This window comes from Gluconobacter cadivus (genome assembly GCF_015244745.1).
Taxonomy (GTDB): Bacteria; Pseudomonadota; Alphaproteobacteria; order Acetobacterales; family Acetobacteraceae; genus Gluconobacter; species Gluconobacter cadivus.
The window spans coordinates 155,998-171,284 of sequence record NZ_JABCQI010000008.1; the positions used below are offsets into that span (position 1 = coordinate 155,998).

At 59.2% G+C, this 15,287-nt stretch carries 17 protein-coding genes; 5 read left to right on the forward strand and 12 right to left on the reverse strand.

The features are described from left to right. Positions 1-33 precede the first annotated feature (33 nt). The 4 genes from HKD28_RS12550 to HKD28_RS12565 are packed head-to-tail and all read right to left on the reverse strand — an operon-like array spanning position 34 to position 5,496. Positions 34-1,815: an aminopeptidase P family protein gene (locus HKD28_RS12550; RefSeq protein ID WP_194268614.1), complete on the reverse strand. Its 1,782-nt coding sequence runs from the start codon at positions 1,813-1,815 to the stop codon at positions 34-36. Next, positions 1,812-2,357 carry a GNAT family N-acetyltransferase gene (locus HKD28_RS12555; protein WP_194268615.1) on the reverse strand — a complete coding sequence of 182 codons (546 nt, stop codon included), beginning with the start codon at positions 2,355-2,357 and terminating at the stop codon, positions 1,812-1,814. The genes HKD28_RS12550 and HKD28_RS12555 overlap by 4 nt, the downstream gene beginning before the upstream one ends. Further along, positions 2,357-3,262, reverse strand: a complete 906-nt coding sequence (locus tag HKD28_RS12560) for a 50S ribosomal protein L11 methyltransferase (protein ID WP_194268644.1) — start codon at positions 3,260-3,262, stop codon at positions 2,357-2,359. Before HKD28_RS12560 ends, HKD28_RS12555 begins: the two co-directional genes overlap by 1 nt. Beyond that, positions 3,262-5,496, reverse strand: coding sequence for an ATP-dependent helicase (locus tag HKD28_RS12565; RefSeq protein ID WP_194268616.1), 2,235 nt, complete (start codon positions 5,494-5,496; stop codon positions 3,262-3,264). Before HKD28_RS12565 ends, HKD28_RS12560 begins: the two co-directional genes overlap by 1 nt. A gap of 27 nt (positions 5,497-5,523) precedes the next feature. Between HKD28_RS12565 and HKD28_RS12570 the strand changes: the two genes are divergently transcribed. Then, positions 5,524-6,213, forward strand: a complete 690-nt coding sequence (locus HKD28_RS12570; protein WP_194268617.1) for a JAB domain-containing protein — start codon at positions 5,524-5,526, stop codon at positions 6,211-6,213. A gap of 1 nt (position 6,214) precedes the next feature. Beyond that, positions 6,215-6,961, forward strand: a complete 747-nt coding sequence (gene radC, locus HKD28_RS12575; RefSeq protein ID WP_407925770.1) for a RadC family protein — start codon at positions 6,215-6,217, stop codon at positions 6,959-6,961. 4 nt (positions 6,962-6,965) lie between these two features. On the opposite strand, the gene HKD28_RS12580 is transcribed toward radC, so the two are convergent. From HKD28_RS12580 to rpmE, 6 genes are all read right to left on the reverse strand, one after another. Further along, positions 6,966-8,090, reverse strand: a complete 1,125-nt coding sequence (locus tag HKD28_RS12580; protein ID WP_194268618.1) for a 5-(carboxyamino)imidazole ribonucleotide synthase — start codon at positions 8,088-8,090, stop codon at positions 6,966-6,968. Next, on the reverse strand, positions 8,087-8,611 hold the full coding sequence (gene purE / locus HKD28_RS12585; protein ID WP_194268619.1) for a 5-(carboxyamino)imidazole ribonucleotide mutase: 525 nt from the start codon (positions 8,609-8,611) through the stop codon (positions 8,087-8,089). The genes HKD28_RS12580 and purE overlap by 4 nt, the downstream gene beginning before the upstream one ends. Beyond that, positions 8,612-8,812, reverse strand: a complete 201-nt coding sequence (locus HKD28_RS12590; protein ID WP_011253895.1) for a YdcH family protein — start codon at positions 8,810-8,812, stop codon at positions 8,612-8,614. It lies immediately after the preceding gene. Positions 8,813-8,931: 119 nt separating this feature from the next. Continuing rightward, positions 8,932-9,516: a DUF1013 domain-containing protein gene (locus tag HKD28_RS12595; protein ID WP_062028710.1), complete on the reverse strand. Its 585-nt coding sequence runs from the start codon at positions 9,514-9,516 to the stop codon at positions 8,932-8,934. A 210-nt stretch (positions 9,517-9,726) separates the two neighbouring features. Then, positions 9,727-10,185 (reverse strand): Hsp20 family protein, encoded by a 459-nt coding sequence (locus tag HKD28_RS12600; protein ID WP_322783068.1) that lies wholly within the window; start codon positions 10,183-10,185, stop codon positions 9,727-9,729. Positions 10,186-10,341: 156 nt separating this feature from the next. Continuing rightward, entirely contained in the window at positions 10,342-10,569 is a 228-nt protein-coding gene (gene rpmE / locus HKD28_RS12605; protein ID WP_062028708.1) for a 50S ribosomal protein L31, read from the reverse strand. Between the two features lie 189 nt (positions 10,570-10,758). On the opposite strand from rpmE, the gene mscL reads away from it, so the two are divergent. Then, on the forward strand, positions 10,759-11,217 hold the full coding sequence (gene mscL / locus HKD28_RS12610; protein ID WP_194263293.1) for a large-conductance mechanosensitive channel protein MscL: 459 nt from the start codon (positions 10,759-10,761) through the stop codon (positions 11,215-11,217). Then, positions 11,217-11,609, forward strand: coding sequence for a hypothetical protein (locus tag HKD28_RS12615; RefSeq protein WP_194268620.1), 393 nt, complete (start codon positions 11,217-11,219; stop codon positions 11,607-11,609). Before mscL ends, HKD28_RS12615 begins: the two co-directional genes overlap by 1 nt. Before the next feature lie 33 nt (positions 11,610-11,642). Here the strand turns inward: HKD28_RS12615 and secF are convergent, their stop codons facing one another. After that, complete coding sequence (gene secF, locus HKD28_RS12620; RefSeq protein ID WP_099286582.1) at positions 11,643-12,581, reverse strand: protein translocase subunit SecF; 939 nt, start codon at positions 12,579-12,581, stop codon at positions 11,643-11,645. 5 nt (positions 12,582-12,586) lie between these two features. After that, positions 12,587-14,128 carry a protein translocase subunit SecD gene (gene secD / locus HKD28_RS12625; RefSeq protein WP_099286790.1) on the reverse strand — a complete coding sequence of 514 codons (1,542 nt, stop codon included), beginning with the start codon at positions 14,126-14,128 and terminating at the stop codon, positions 12,587-12,589. A 159-nt stretch (positions 14,129-14,287) separates the two neighbouring features. Between secD and HKD28_RS12630 the strand changes: the two genes are divergently transcribed. Then, positions 14,288-15,283, forward strand: coding sequence for a Gfo/Idh/MocA family protein (locus tag HKD28_RS12630; protein WP_194268621.1), 996 nt, complete (start codon positions 14,288-14,290; stop codon positions 15,281-15,283). Positions 15,284-15,287: the final 4 nt, after the last annotated feature.

A 15,287-nucleotide genomic window follows, 5' to 3' on the forward strand; every position in this document is an offset into this window, starting at 1 on the left:
GGGAAAGGTAAAAAAACGGTTATGCCTGCAACTTTACCGAACGAGCGGTTTGCAGGACTCCGCCAGCCACTCTGCGACTTCTGGTTCAACATGCGGCGAAACCCGCGCCTGAACCTCGGCGTGGTATGCATTCAGCCAGTTCAGCTCGGCATCATTCAGCAGCGCCACATCAATCAGCTTACGATCAATCGGCGTGTAGCTGAGGATCTCGAACTCCAGAAATGCGCCCTTGCTGCCCTTGAACGAAGACGGGCGCACCAGCATCAGGTTCTCGATCCGGATTCCATATTGTCCCGGTTCGTAATATCCCGGCTCGTTGGAAACGATCATGCCTACTTCAAGCGCAACAGGACGCGGCGCAGGGGAGATGTTCTGCGGGCCTTCATGAACGGACAGATAGCTTCCGATGCCATGTCCGGTCCCATGATCGTAGTCCATCCCAACCTGCCACAGGGCCGCGCGTGCCAGAACATCCAGCCTGTGTCCGGTTGTGCCGGGCGGAAAACGAATGCGGGAGAGAGCGATATTGCCCTTCAGGACACGTGTGAACGCTTCCCGCACATTGGCTGGCGGCTCCTGATCGCCGACCCAGAGCGTGCGGGTAATATCCGTCGTGCCGAACGGATACTGACCACCACTGTCGATCAGATAGACGCTGCCTGCTTCCAGAACCCGATCATGACCGACCTGCGCCCGATAATGAGGGAAAGCACCATTCGGTCCGACTGCGGAAATGGCGTCAAAGCTCTGCTCCCGATAATCATTGGAGCGGGCACGCAGGCTGTCCAGACGGGTAACTAGATCCGTCTCGTGCTGGCCGATTCCTGACACCGTCAGGGAATACAGAAAGCGGGCCATTGCAACGCCGTCATGGGCATGGGCCTGACGCGCGCCCTCCTGCTCAACACTGTTCTTGATCGCTTTTGGAAGCGTGCAAGGGTCCGTTCCGTCCACAACCGTCGCACCGCCAGCCTGAAGCGTGGTGTCGAACCACACGGCCGTCGAAACCGGGTCCACGCGCACCGTTCTACCCTTGAGAGCCGCAAGACGCGTTGCCAGTTCCGCAGGGGCATGAACTGTCACACCCGAACCACAGACATCTATCACGCCGGCCGCCAGACGCTCCGATGAAACGAACCATTCGGCCGTTCCGTCAGCGTGCAGGATGGCATAGCCATGCGCGACAGGGGTCAGAGGAACATCGCTGCCACGAATATTCAACAGCCATGCCAGCGAGGTGCAGTCTGCGATGATGGCAGCATCGTGCCCGGCCTGGCTCAGAGCCTGCCCCAAACGCAGGCGCTTGTCGGCACTGCTTTCGCCAGAAAACTCCAAAGGCTGCGGCATGACCTGACTGGCAGGAGCCTCTGGACGGTCTGCCCATGCCTGATCGATGGGATTATGCGACAGCGCGACAAGTTCAACACCCGGCGTCTGCCATGACGCCAGCATGGACTGGCTGACCAGACGCGGATCATACCCGATTCTCAGCCCGTTCGCCTGCTCCGCCAGCCAGTCGGAGAGGGGTTCCAGAGAAATATGCCGCCGCTCCCACAGATCATGCGGAACCTGTTCTTCCAACTGCACCGTATAACGCCCGTCGGAAAACACAGCGGCCACGTCCGGCAGAATGGCGGCAAGACCGGCACTCCCTGTAAAGCCCGTCAACCACGCCAGACGCTCGGCACAGGGGGCGACATACTCGCCCAGATATTCATCACCCCTCGGAATGATGAAACCGTCAACGCCCAGTGCTTTGCAGGCTGCGCGAACGAGGGCAGGGCGCTCGTTGAGCGGGATGGAGGACAGGGTCATGAAAAGTCCTTTTCCACAGAAGACATATCGTCGAGGCAGAGTGTCATGAACAGCAGATCAAGCCAGCGGTCACGCTTGCGCCCCACTTGTGGGAGTATGCCGCAGGTCTGGAAGCCAAAATCGCGATGCATCGCAACGGACGCAACATTATCTGCCGTGATCCCAGCCACCATGACGTGAAATCCAGCATGTTTTGCATGCTCAATCAGGGCAAGCAGAAGAGTACGGCCAACGCCCCGACGCTGATACAGAGGCGAAACGTAAACCGAGTGTTCGATTGTACGAGCATAGCCTTCATAAGATCTGAAAGACCCGTAAGAGCCATATCCCATCACTTCGCCAGCCGTATCGACAGCAATAAGCACGGGATATCCGTGCGCCAGCCTGTCCTCGAACCACTGACGCCTCTGCTCCAGCGTAAAGGGTGTCGTGATCCAGAGCGCATCGGTGTGCTCGATGGCATCATTGGTAATCCGCAGGATTGCCGGAAGGTCGTCCTGACCGGCGCTTCGGATCACCGGTAATGCACGCGGTGGATTCATCAGGCGCGGCGGCGCAGGATCAGCGTGGCCCAGTCGCCCTCACGCAGAATACGCTCCAGCACAAGACCCTGACGCTGATGCGCCACCAGAACCATCCGCGCCTGACTATAAAGCAGCCCGGCCAGAATGGCCGTTCCGTTCGGCGCAAGATTCAGCGCCAGAGACTGCGCCATCCGGCACAGCGGGCGCGCAAGGATGTTGGCGAAAACCAGATCATACGGCGCTTTGGCGCGTACGGCCTCGGTCTGCCAGCCATTACCAAAACGGCAGTCCAGCAGATTCCCCTGACCGTTCAGCCGCGCGTTGAGCTTGGCCGTCCGGACGGACCAGGGCTCGATATCGACCGCCAGAACCGGACGGTGCAGCAGCTTTGCCGCAGCCATGGCCAGAATGCCAGACCCACAGCCCATATCCAGAATACGCTGCGGCTTGCGATACGCCACCATCTCCAGAGCCCGCAGACAGCCGCGCGTCGACCCATGCTCGCCCGAACCAAAGGCAATCCCGGCATCCAGTGTAATCGTCAGACGGGACTGATCGGGCGCGCCATGAAGATGAGTGCCACGAATGGCGAAGCGCTTACCGACATTCTGTTGAGGAAAAGACTCATAAGTCCGGGCCAGCCAGCCTTCAGATTCGGTCGGGGTGCGTTCAAGCTCCGCCTCACAGCCGGTCAGCAGCCGCGCGACCGCCAGAGCGTTCTCCAATTCGTCTTCCTTGAACCCCGTATCCTTCACGCCTTCCACGCGCCAGTATTTCTGCGCGTCATCGGCTTCGAAAATACCGACCGTTTCGCAGGCACACATCAGCGCCTGTTCAAACAGGGGAACAAAAGGCTCTTCAACCGTGATGGACAGGGTTTCGAGCGCACTGGCATGGCGACGGCCAATGCTGCGGGGTGCCATCACGATCTGATCTCCACAAAGTTTGACATGACGCGCTTAACGCCACCGTTTTCAAAATTGATGTGCAACTGCTGTCCGTCAGCACCGATAACCGTGCCTTCACCGAACTTGTGATGAAAAACCGTCGCCCCGATCGCAACAGTCGGCTCCGACTTCACGTCATGAAGTTTCGGGCGCGGGGCACGGAACCCTGAAGGGCGCGTGCTGGTGAGTGGCCCCGACGCGAACATGGACGGTGCCGCCGCAGCCTGACGCCGGGTCTCAAAGGCCTGCCCATTCATCTGAACATGTTCGGACGGGATTTCCTCAATAAAGCGGCTCGGCATTGAAGACTGCCAGTTCGCATAAATGCGTCGGCTGGCCGCATGCAGCACGATCGCCCGACGACGCGCCCGCGTCAGCCCGACATAAGCCAGTCGCCGCTCTTCCTCCAGCGCCCGGTTTCCACCTTCGTCCAGCGACCGCTGGGACGGGAACACGCCTTCCTCCCAGCCCGGCAGGAACACCGTGTCAAACTCCAGCCCCTTGGCGCCGTGCAACGTCATGAGACTGACCTTGTCGTCGGACGTCTCACTCTCCGTGTCCATGACAAGCGCGACGTGCTCCAGAAAGCCCTGAAGCGTTCCGAATTCGCCAATCGCGCGTAGAAGCTCGCGGATATTGTCCAAACGACCCGGAGCCTCAACGGAGCGGTCGTCCCGCCACATCTGAAGATAGCCGCTGTCTTCAAGAAGCTGTTCAGCCGCAACGACGTGACCTTCGGTCTCCAGCGTGGCCTTGGCTCGCTGGAACGCGCCCATCAGCCCGTCTAACGCCTCTTTCGACTTGCCTTTGAGCAGCCCTTCCTGAAGCTGCCAGCTCACCGCTGCCGTCAGCGGGCCGGGGAGCGCCCGTGCCTGACCATGCAGCTTCTGCACGGCCACTGCACCAACGCCACGCTTGGGAACATTGATAATCCGCTCGAACGCCAGATCATCCGCAGGCTGCGACAGAACGCGCAGATAGGCCAGACAGTCCCGGATCTCCGCGCGTTCGTAAAATCGCAGCCCGCCCACAACGCGATACGGAATCCCGATCAGCATCAACCGCTCTTCAAACGGCCGCGTCTGGAACCCGGCCCGCATCAGGATGGCGATTTCCGAAAGCGGGTGCCCGTCAGCGCGCAGACGCTCAATCGCCCCACTTACGATTCGCGCTTCCTCATCAGAATCACGAACGCCGATGATCTGAACCTTCTCGCCGTCCGCATCCTCACGGCCCGGCCGCAGCGTCTTGCCCAGCCGTCCCTCATTATGGGCGATCAGACCAGCCGCGGCCGCGAGGATCTGCGCCGTAGAGCGGTAATTGCGCTCCAGACGCACCACTTCCGCGCCGGGAAAGTCCTTCTCGAATCGCAGAATATTCTCAACTTCCGCCCCACGCCAGGAATAGATGGACTGATCGTCATCCCCCACGCAGGCAATGTTGGATGGTCCATGCTCGCGCTTGGCCAGCAGACGCAGCCACAGATACTGAACGGTATTGGTGTCCTGATATTCATCCACGAGGATGTAGCGAAAACTTCGATGATACTGCGCCAGAACATTCGGCTGGTTCCGCAGAATCTCCGTCATATGCAGCATCAGATCGCCGAAATCGCACGTATTCAGTGCAATCAGACGCTCCTGATACGCCCGGTAGATCGCCAGCGCATGACCATTCGCAAAATCTGAATCCTCAGCCGGTGTCACCCGGTCAGGCGTCAGTCCGCGATCTTTCCAGCGCTGGATGATGCCCATGAGCTGGTTCGGCGGCCAGCGTTTGGTATCGATCTTCCACGGCTCCATGATCTGCTTGAGCAGGCGGATCTGATCGTCTGTATCGAGAATATTGAAGCTGCTGGTCAGACCGACATATTCCGCATGACGCCGCAGCATCCGCGCGCAGATCGCATGAAACGTCCCCAGCCACAGCCCTTCCGCAGGCTCACCCAGAATCGCGCTAACACGCTCGCGCATTTCGCGTGCGGCTTTGTTCGTGAAGGTCACGGCCAGAATCTGGCTCGGATAGGCGCGTCCAGTCAGAAGAATATGAGCGAACCGCGTCGTCAGGACGCGCGTCTTGCCCGTTCCCGCACCCGCCAGAATGAGGAGCGGGCCTTCGGTCGTCTCGATGGCGCGTCTCTGCTCCGGGTTGAGGCGGGAGAGATACTCGGGCGCGGAGGCAGGCGTGGGGGAAGAGAGGTCTTGCGGCACCCTCCCGATATAGAGTGAGATAACGCCATGGCCAACACCTATCCCCGCATCGACCTGACACGCGGCACCGGTCCACAGGGGCACCGGGCCAGAATGCGCGCACGCGTACTGAACACTGGTGCGGGCACGCTGGCGGACTATGAAATTCTGGAAATGCTTCTTTTCGCCGGCGTACCGCGCAAGGACACGAAGCCGCTCGCCAAAGGACTGATCGGACATTTCGGCAGTCTGGTCGAGGTCTTTCGTGCTCCAACGCAGGTCTTACGGGCAGCGGGCCTGAAAGACGACGCCATCCGTGTCCTGCGCCTCCCCGGCGTTGCGGCAGAACGGCTGGCGTCTTCGGAACAGCGCGAACGTCCGACACTGAGCAACTGGGAGCAGTTGGTAACATATCTCGATCAGGCGCTTGAAGGCGGCATCCCGGGACAGTTCCGGCTGCTATATCTCGACAATCGCAACCGTCTTCTAGCGGACGAAACAGCGCCCGACGCCGATACGCCAAGCGAACGCAACCGCGCCATTGCCATCCGGGCGCTCGCATTGCACGCAACGGCCCTAATCGGGTTCTACGTCCGCCCGACAGAGCGTCCCGCAGATCTGTCACAGGCGGCCAGACAGCTGGATTTTGCAATGCGCCCCCTGTCCATCACGCTGCATGACGTGCTCGTCACAGGAAACGGACCACCATCCAGCCTGCGTCAGGAAGGATTGCTGTAGGATGGACAGTGAAACGAGCGGCTTCTCGGATGGCATGACGGGCCTGTCATCGGCCGATCTGAGACAGATCACAGCCCTGACCGAGCCTCCTTCAAAACTGGAACCGCCACGCGCCCTTCTGACGGGCCGGGGGCGCCATCTCGACGATGCGACCCTGCTGCATCTGATGACCGCCCTGTTCACAGGACGGGAGGAGGGCAGCGCCGAACTTTCACATACGCTTTTTGCCCGTTTTGGATCGCTAGCCGCCGTTCTTTCTGCCAGCAACCGTGAACTTGAAAGCATCACAAATATGGGCACGCATATGGTGCCCATGATCCGCCTCCTTCAGGAAGCGGCGCTTCGCTACAACCGGGCGCGCCTTCCACCCGAAGACGTTCTCGATAGCGAACAGAAACTGCTCGATTACCTCACGGCCCGTCTGGCCCGGGAAAATATCGAGCAGTTCCGGATCCTGTTTCTGAACGAGAAAAACAGCCTGATCGCTGACGAAGCTCAGGCCAGAGGTACCGTAAACCACACGCCCGTCTATCCGCGCGAGGTTGCCAGACGCGCCGTAGAAGTCGGGGCGAGTGCTCTGGTTCTGGTCCATAACCATCCAAGCGGCGACCCCACACCCTCAGAAGCCGATCTTCAGATGACGATGCAGGTTCAGGCCGCGCTGGATGTGGTCGGCGTCACGATCGCGGACCATTTCATCATCGGCAACGGCCGCCACACCAGTTTCCGACGCAGCAACCTGCTCTGAACCTTCACCCCCGAGGCGGCAGAAGCCCCTTGAGGGCCAGTTCTCCGGGAAGAGCGCCACGCGGAAAAATGGTGTTTACATGACCCATTTTCCGGCCTTCACGCGCCTCCGACTTTCCATAAAGATGGAGCGACGCTCCATCCGTCGCCAGAATGGCCGGAACCCGCGCCATGTCCTCCGGGCCGATCAGATTGTGCATAACCGCATCGGAATGGCGGCGCGCAGGCGGGAGCGGCAGCCCCGTAACTGCACGAACATGCATCTCAAACTGATCCACCAGACACGCATCCATGGTCCAGTGACCGGAATTGTGCGGGCGGGGGGCAATCTCGTTCACCATGAGGCTTCCATCCGCCGCATGGAACATTTCCACGCCCATAATCCCGACCAGCCCCAGCGCTTCCGCGATCTGTGCCGCCATATCCTGCGCCTGTCGGGCAATATCAGGCATAACGCGGGCAGGCGCGAGCGTCACATCCAGAATGCCGTTCCGATGGCGATTTTCCACCGCATCGAAACAGCGCACAGTCCCGTCCAGACCACGCACAACCATCACACTCAGCTCACGCTCGAAGTCGATCATCTTCTCCGCAACAAGCGGGTAGGGCAGATCGTCCAAGGCGGTCAAAGCTTCGGCATCCGGCACGCGGAACTGACCCTTGCCATCGTAACCAAAGCGCGTCGTCTTGAGAATCAGCGGGAAACCCAGCGTTTCCAGCTCATGCAGATCCTCGGGACCATTAACTGCACGCCAAGGCGCAAGGCTGACACCGATTTCGGAAAGACGCGTCTTCTCCGCAATCCGCTCCTGACTGATCCGAAGAATGTCGCCTCCCGGACGCACCGGACGACGTTTTTCCAGAAATGCCAGACCTTCGGCGCTGATATTCTCGAATTCGAACGTCACCACATCGCAACGGGAGGCAAAATCCTCAAGCACGGCAGGGTCGTCATACGCCCCCACAGTAACAGAAGACGCGACTTCCGTGGCAGGGCTTGGGAAATCCGGGCTCAGAACATGCACATGATAGCCGAGCTTCGATGCAGCAACAGCAGACATGCGACCAAGCTGGCCACCGCCAATAATCCCGATCGTACTACCGGGCGCAAAAACGTCCTGTGTGTTCATTCGACAGGAACGTCCGCCACCGCAGCCGTCTGCGTCGCCCGCCAGGCATCCAGACGCGCCATGACCTGCCCATCGGAAACCGAGAGGATCGACGCTGCCAGAAGGCCCGCATTGATGGCACCAGCCTTGCCAATCGCCAGCGTCCCCACCGGAACACCACCGGGCATCTGGACGATGGACAGCAGACTGTCCTGGCCATTCAGCGCCCGGCTCTGGACGGGAACGCCCAGCACAGGAACGCTCGTCCATGCCGCGCACATTCCCGGAAGATGTGCGGCCCCGCCAGCGCCCGCAATAATGACATGCAACCCACGCCGACGCGCCGTCTTGGCGTATTCCACCAGACGGTCAGGGGTGCGGTGTGCAGACACAATCCGTCGCTCATGGGCAATGCCCAGATCGTCAAGAATGTTGCAGGCATGGCGCATGGTGTCCCAGTCGGACTGGCTTCCCATGATAACGCCAACGCGGATCGGCATGTCACCCTGAAGGGTTTCGTCGGCGGAGAGGATCTGGCTCATTCAGGCAATATTATCCGGGATGAGACGGGTCTCGATCCACGAAATCTCATCTTTAAGCTGAAGCTTGCGCTTTTTAAGGCGCTGAAGCTGAAGCTGGTTGAGGGGATGATGGACGAGACGCTCGATGACAGTATCCAGATCGCGATGCTCGCTGCGCAGTTCGTGCAGACGTTTCAGCATGGCATTGTCGTCAGTCATCATGGCATCCGGTCCCGGAGAACAGTCAGGCATTGTGGAGAGACTGATTCTTTCCACTCTCTCCAATGCAGTATCATGCCTGAAGGGCACCGGACCAGTACCCGTCAGGCATTCATCCCGGATCAGGCGTGACTGTCGCTGTCCGGCACATAGGCTTCCACGACCGGCAGGGCATGACCTTCGCGCGCCAGACGGTCATTCGCAGCCGTGACGGCAGCATGAAGATCGGTCTGGGTGCACAGACCAAGGATCACCGGGTCGCGCGGCTTAATGTTGGCACTGTTCCAGTGCTGGCGATCACGGACTTTGATGATGGTATCCTTGGTCGTGCCAAGCAGCTTGACGATCTGGGCCTCGGAAAGCTGCGGGAACTGGCGCAGAACGAACGCAATGGCATCCGGACGGTCATTGCGCTTGGCAACCGGCGTATAGCGCGCACCCTTGGCGCGACGCTTCACAGGGCTGGCCGTCGGCATGATCTTCAGGCGTGCGTTGGTATCTTTTTCGCAGCGCTTGATTTCGGCTTCGGCAAGCTGGTGGTTCTTGACCGGATCGTAGCCGTTGATTCCGGCCGCAACTTCGCCGTCTGCAATCGCCTGAACTTCAAGCGGGTGCATGCCACAAAATTCTGCGATCTGAGTGAAGGTTAGGCCGGTTTTCTCGATCAGCCAGACGGCCGTCGCCTTGGGCATCAAAGGCAGGGTCATGTCGATGCGTTCCTTGCTGGGACACGGAGGGAGCCAGCTTCCGCAGGCACCGATCAGGCGTATCCGGCGAGGAAACAATCCCGCCCGGGATATGATCGCGGCACCTGCTGGATGCTCTGCGATAATGCAAACGGGTATGGGCCACCAAAGCCGCGATGGTCAAGCACCAAAACGGAAAGGCGAGCTTTTAAGGCACGCCTTTCCTGTAGCTTATGCCGTATAAACAGTTCCAGACGGAGCAGTCTGCCCCGTTCCGTTCCGAACCGGAATACGGCGCGGCCTGGCAGCCTCCGGCACAACCTGCCGGACCATGATGGATAGCAGGCCATTCACCAGATCCGCCTGATCGATTTCCGTGTGATCGGCGAGCACAAAACGGCGCTCAAAGGCCCGGGTGGCGATACCGCGATGCAACCACTCCCGGTCACGACTATTCTCCGGAACGCTCCCGCGCACGACAAGCGTGTTGTCTTCCTGAACAACATCCACGTCTTCAGGCCGAAAGCCCGCAAGAGCCATCGTCAGAACGTAATTCGTCTCGCCGGTTTTTTCGATATTATAGGGGGGATAGCTTGGAAGGGCCTGAGCATTGGCAACATTGCCAGCCATTGTGGCCAGACGGTCGAAACCGATCGCGCTGCGAAACAGCGGTGTAAAGTCGTAAGTCACTGAAACCTCCTTCTGGCAGGAATCATCTGGCGCATTTCCCGATATGGCAAAATGCTGTGGTCAAACCAGCCACGACCCGAACGGCATCGCGGCTGATCCTCCAGATAGGTTCCGACCTGTCCGCCTTCAAGAGGAGGCGGGAGGAGGGGCGCCGAATTACTTCGTGCGCGTACCGATGCCTGCAAAGCGCTTGTTGAACTTTGCAACCTGGCCTCCGGTATCCATCATACGCTGGACACCCGTCCAAGCCGGATGGGACTTCGGATCAACGTCGAGACGCAGCGTCGCGCCCGGCTCACCGTAGCAGGAATGCGTCTTGTATTCGGTCCCGTCGGTCATGATGACGGTGATTTCGTGGTAGTCAGGATGGATGCCGGATTTCATGAATATCTACTCCATAAAGAAAGCTCCGATGCCGACCGGAGCGAATCATCAGGCGCGTATAACGGAAACCGCTTCCAGATGAAAGTAGCCTTTACTGGATCATGTGAGTCCGTTTATCCCTTGCAATGAAAGCGGGCTCGAATGTCAGGCCTGCAACCGTGGCTTCACGGATCTCAAGAAAGGTTTGATATGAGCGAGACGAAACACACCCTGCACACTCCGGGCTGGGTCAGCGATTTCCAGAAATTCATCATGCGCGGCAACGTGCTCGATCTGGCCGTCGGTGTCGTGATCGGTGCCTCGTTCAGCGCGATTGTCGGCAGTGCAGTCAAAGATGTCCTGACGCCATTCATCGGCCTTCTCACCGGCGGTGTTGATTTCTCAAACCTGTTCATCACCCTCAAAGGACCGGTGAAAGACACGCTCGCCGAAGCCCAGAAGGCAGGCGCAGTGACCGTGAATATCGGCCTGTTCCTCAATGCCGTGATCCAGTTCCTGATCGTGGCCTTCTTCATTTTCTGGCTGACCCGCATCCTCAGCAAACTCAGCCGCAAACACGACGAAGCTCCTGCCGCTCCGCCGGCTCCGAGCAAGGAAGAGGTTCTCCTCACGGAAATCCGCGACCTGCTGGCGCAGAAAAACTCCTGATGACACCCCAGAAAGCCTCACGTTCCGCAGTCTGGCGCTCTGCGACAGCCCTGCTTGTAGCGGGGGGCTTTCTGGCCGGATGCGTGGCACGCCCTGAAATGACGGGACTGCCGCCATCCCCCAATTCCCGGCTTTATGCGTATCTAATCGCGCATGGCATGGCACGGGGAGCTGTCATGACAAGACAGATCGGACCCGATGGACTGACCCGACTGGTCACTCTGGACAAAGCAGCACAGCAGGCAACCCTGAACGCACTGAAGCTGCAAAGCTCATCCGCAAACAGGCAAGCCGATCAGGCGCTCTCCAACCTTCTCGCTGATCTGCCGCAAAAGCCGCCTCCCATGACGAGCCATCCATCAGAGCAGACACAAAAAAACCGGCTCCCCTAAGGAATGCCGGTTTTTTTGTGAGAACTGACCGTATCAGCCTGCGTCCGTCTCTTTGCGCAACCGCTTCTCGCCCATCAGAAGCAGAAGCGGCGCTGCGATGAAGATGGACGAGGACGTTCCTACGACGATCCCGAACAGCATGACCGTCGCAAACCCGGTCAGGGTGCTTCCCCCAAACAGTGCCAGGGGCAGGGCTGCCAGAAAGACCGTCATGGACGTACCAAGTGTCCGGTTCAGGGTTTCGTTGATGGACAGGTCCAGCAACTCCCGCAGCGGCATCGTCCGATACTTGCGCAGGTTTTCCCGAATACGATCGTAAACGACAACCTTGTCGTTTGTGGAATAGCCCAGGATCGTCAGAAGAGCCGCAACCATCACCAGATCGAATTCAAAACGCGTGATGGCCAGAAAACCGATCGTTTTGGTCAGATCCAGAATAAGCGTCACCACAGCACTGATGGCGAACTCACGCTCGAAACGAACCCAGATATAAACCAGAATCATCGCAAGGCTGAAGCCAAGCGCCAGCAGGCCGTCACGGAACAGTTCGGAGGATACCGAAGCCCCCACGGCGTCAGCACGCAGAACCTGCGTGCCCGGTTCAGCAGCCGATATGGCGTTCTTGACACCATCGACCAGTTTCTGGGTCTGCGCCTCGCGATCCGCACCTTCGGGAGCGTTGATCGAAATCCGAACATCGCGCGGCGACCCGAACGCCTGAACTGCGTCCGGATGAATACCGGCATGATCCAGAGCCGCCCGCAACTTGCCGAAATCGGCAGGACCGGGGGTCTGGGCTTCCACAATGATACCACCGCGGAAATCCAGCCCAAGTTTCAGACCGGGTTGGAAGAACAGAATGACGGAAGCAATGGAAAGGACCGCCGAAACGATCAGCCCCATGTGACGGCCGCGCATAAAATTGATGCGCTGATCGTCACGGACAAAACGGAAAAGAGGACGTGACAGCATGACGATCAGACCGGAAGTTCTTTGGGACGGGCGAGGGCGTACCACCGCACGACCAGAAGGCGTGACAGCAGGAGGGTCGTAAAGAGGGTCGTAACGATACCGATGGTGATCGTCAGGGCAAAGTTGCGCACCGGCCCTGTTCCGAACACGAACAGCATGACATGCGCCAGAAATGCCGTGGCGTTACTGTCGATGATCGTGCCGGTCGCGCGGTCGAAACCTGCCTGCAGAGCCTGAAGCGGACCCCGACCGCGCTTCACTTCCTCGCGGATACGCTCATTGATCAGGATATTGGCATCAACGGCCATACCCAAAGTCAGCAGCATACCGGCCATACCCGGCAGGGTGAGCGTCGCCTGAAACAGCGACAGGATCCCAACCATCAGGATGAGGTTCGCAAACAGCGCGATATCGGCATACAGACCAAAGCGCCCGTAAAACAGCACCATGAACACGATGACCAGAAGCAGACCGGTCAGCAGGCTGATGATACCGGCACGAATGGACGCAGCACCAAGGCTCGGGCCGATCGTCCGCTGTTCGACCACCGATAGCGGAGCAGGCAGCGCACCGGCGCGCAGCAGCAATGCCAGATCCGACGCACTGCGCGCATTGAAGCCACCCGTGATCTGACCGTTTCCAGCCGTGATCGGGCTGATGATGTTCGGGGCCTCAATCACCTTGTTATCAAGCACGATCGCAAAGCGCTTGCCAACATTGGCCCGTGTGACGTTCGCAAACGCCGTTGCACCCGCGCTGTTGAGCTGGAACGTCACAGCCCAGCCACCGCTCTGCTGATCGATCACTGCACCGGCATTCGTCAGATCCGTGCCGTCAACGTCAACGTGATCCTGAACCGCGACCTGTGTATGCATGCTCTCGTCTTCAAGCATCGTCGAGCCGGGGCTGGCAACGCTCGGGTTCGGAGCCAGCAGACGGAACGTCAGGCGTGCCGTTGTGCCCAGCAGGCTCTTGATCCGCTCGGGATCGCTGACGCCCGGAAGCTCGACGACAATCCGATCGTCGCCTTCACGCGCAATGCTCGGATCAATCGCACCCGTCGCATCGATACGACGGCGAACGATCTCAATGGACTGCGCCACGGCTTCGCGCGCACGGGCCAGCATCGCCTCATGCTGAAGTGTCAGAACAATCCGCCCGTCTTTTTCGGACGTTGTAAATTCGTTCGGCACCACAGGCGGCAGGGACTGCATGGCCTTGAACGCTGCGTCACGCTCGGCATCCGAACGCGGCATAAAGCTCAGGCTTGCGGTCGCATCGTCACGGACGAAATCCCGGTATCCGAGAGAGTGATCCAGAAGGGTCTGGCGCACCTGATCCTGAAGGGATTGCAGACGATCATGCTCAAGGGATTTCAGATCGAGCTGAAGGAGAAGGTAGGACCCACCCCGCAGATCGAGCCCCAGATGGATCTGCCGCCAGGGCAGGGACGGTGCGGGAGAACGCAGGAAATTGGGCAGACACAGGAGCACGCCAATCAGGCAGATGCCTGCGACGCCCAGCAGTCTGAGCCGGCTATAATACATCATATCAGGTCGAGACGTCCTCGGCGGATTTGGACAGATCGTTTTTCAGATCATTTTCTGGCCGGGACCATGCCGTTTCCGCCATGCCGATGCAACCTTTTGCCTGTTTGGACGAGCACGACCTTCCCGGAAAACAGCGCGCCTGATAAGCGTATCTGCATGAATACAGCGCAGCACCTTCGTGTCGGTATCGTCGGAGCCGGTCATTTCGGACGGTTTCACGCCCTTAAATCCGCAGCAAACCCGGCCGAACAGCTTGTCGCTCTTTATGACCCCGATCCAGCCCGCGCAGCCGTTGTGGCAGCAGAAGTTCGTTGCGGAATTGCCACAAGCTACGAAAATCTTCTTGAACAGGTCGATGCCGTCATTATCGCCGCCCCGGCGGAATATCATTTTCCCCTGACCAGTCAGGCTCTCAGAACCGGGCGACATGTTCTGGTCGAAAAACCCATCGCCGCGACGCTGGACGAGGCATATGCCCTCGCTGAACTGGCCGAACAGACCGGAAAAATCCTTCAGGTCGGACACCTGCTGCGCTACTCCGCCGAACATCACGCCATCACCGAACGGATCAAGGCGCCCCTCTACATTGAGGCAACCCGCATTGCTCCATACAAACCCCGCGGGACGGATGTTTCGGTCATTCTCGATCTGATGATCCATGACCTTGATCTCGTTCTGGCGATCGTGGACAGCCCCATCGCGGAAATCGACGCACTGGGCGCGGCTGTTTCGAGCGCGCATGAAGATATTGCCAACGCCCGCGTCAGATTTGAAAACGGATGCGTAGCTACCATCACCGCAAGCCGGATTTCCCTGAAAACAGAACGCCGTATGCGACTGTTCTCACAGGACGGATATCTTTCTGCCGACTTCATGGAGCGCAAGCTGAGCTTCATCGGCCGTGAACGGGGCCTTCCCCTTCCGGGCACAGGCGGGTTCCGCCGTGAGGCCATAAGCTGGAAAGACCATGACAATCTAGCAGCCGAACATGAGGCCTTCGCCGCCTCATGCCTTTACGGCGCGCCCGTTCTGGTCGATGCGCAGGCTGGAATTAGAGCTCTGGATGCTGCCATCCGTGTCACGGACAGCATTAAGCGATCCAGAGAGATCATGGAGCTTTCCGGCCTGATTCCATCCCCACCAAAAAGCTGAAGAA

Bases quoted from the DNA above. Each gene is read 5' to 3' on its own strand.
- HKD28_RS12550 (WP_194268614.1), bottom strand. From the start codon at position 1,815: ATGACCCTGTCCTCCATCCCGCTCAACGAGCGCCCTGCCCTCGTTCGC.
- HKD28_RS12555 (WP_194268615.1), bottom strand. From the start codon at position 2,357: ATGAATCCACCGCGTGCATTACCGGTGATCCGAAGCGCCGGTCAGGAC.
- HKD28_RS12560 (WP_194268644.1), bottom strand. From the start codon at position 3,262: ATGGCACCCCGCAGCATTGGCCGTCGCCATGCCAGTGCGCTCGAAACC.
- HKD28_RS12570 (WP_194268617.1), top strand. From the start codon at position 5,524: ATGGCCAACACCTATCCCCGCATCGACCTGACACGCGGCACCGGTCCA.
- radC (WP_407925770.1), top strand. From the start codon at position 6,215: ATGGACAGTGAAACGAGCGGCTTCTCGGATGGCATGACGGGCCTGTCA.
- HKD28_RS12580 (WP_194268618.1), bottom strand. From the start codon at position 8,090: ATGAACACACAGGACGTTTTTGCGCCCGGTAGTACGATCGGGATTATT.
- purE (WP_194268619.1), bottom strand. From the start codon at position 8,611: ATGAGCCAGATCCTCTCCGCCGACGAAACCCTTCAGGGTGACATGCCG.
- HKD28_RS12590 (WP_011253895.1), bottom strand. From the start codon at position 8,812: ATGATGACTGACGACAATGCCATGCTGAAACGTCTGCACGAACTGCGC.
- HKD28_RS12595 (WP_062028710.1), bottom strand. From the start codon at position 9,516: ATGACCCTGCCTTTGATGCCCAAGGCGACGGCCGTCTGGCTGATCGAG.
- rpmE (WP_062028708.1), bottom strand. From the start codon at position 10,569: ATGAAATCCGGCATCCATCCTGACTACCACGAAATCACCGTCATCATG.
- mscL (WP_194263293.1), top strand. From the start codon at position 10,759: ATGAGCGAGACGAAACACACCCTGCACACTCCGGGCTGGGTCAGCGAT.
- HKD28_RS12615 (WP_194268620.1), top strand. From the start codon at position 11,217: ATGACACCCCAGAAAGCCTCACGTTCCGCAGTCTGGCGCTCTGCGACA.
- secF (WP_099286582.1), bottom strand. From the start codon at position 12,581: ATGCTGTCACGTCCTCTTTTCCGTTTTGTCCGTGACGATCAGCGCATC.
- secD (WP_099286790.1), bottom strand. From the start codon at position 14,128: ATGTATTATAGCCGGCTCAGACTGCTGGGCGTCGCAGGCATCTGCCTG.
- HKD28_RS12630 (WP_194268621.1), top strand. From the start codon at position 14,288: ATGAATACAGCGCAGCACCTTCGTGTCGGTATCGTCGGAGCCGGTCAT.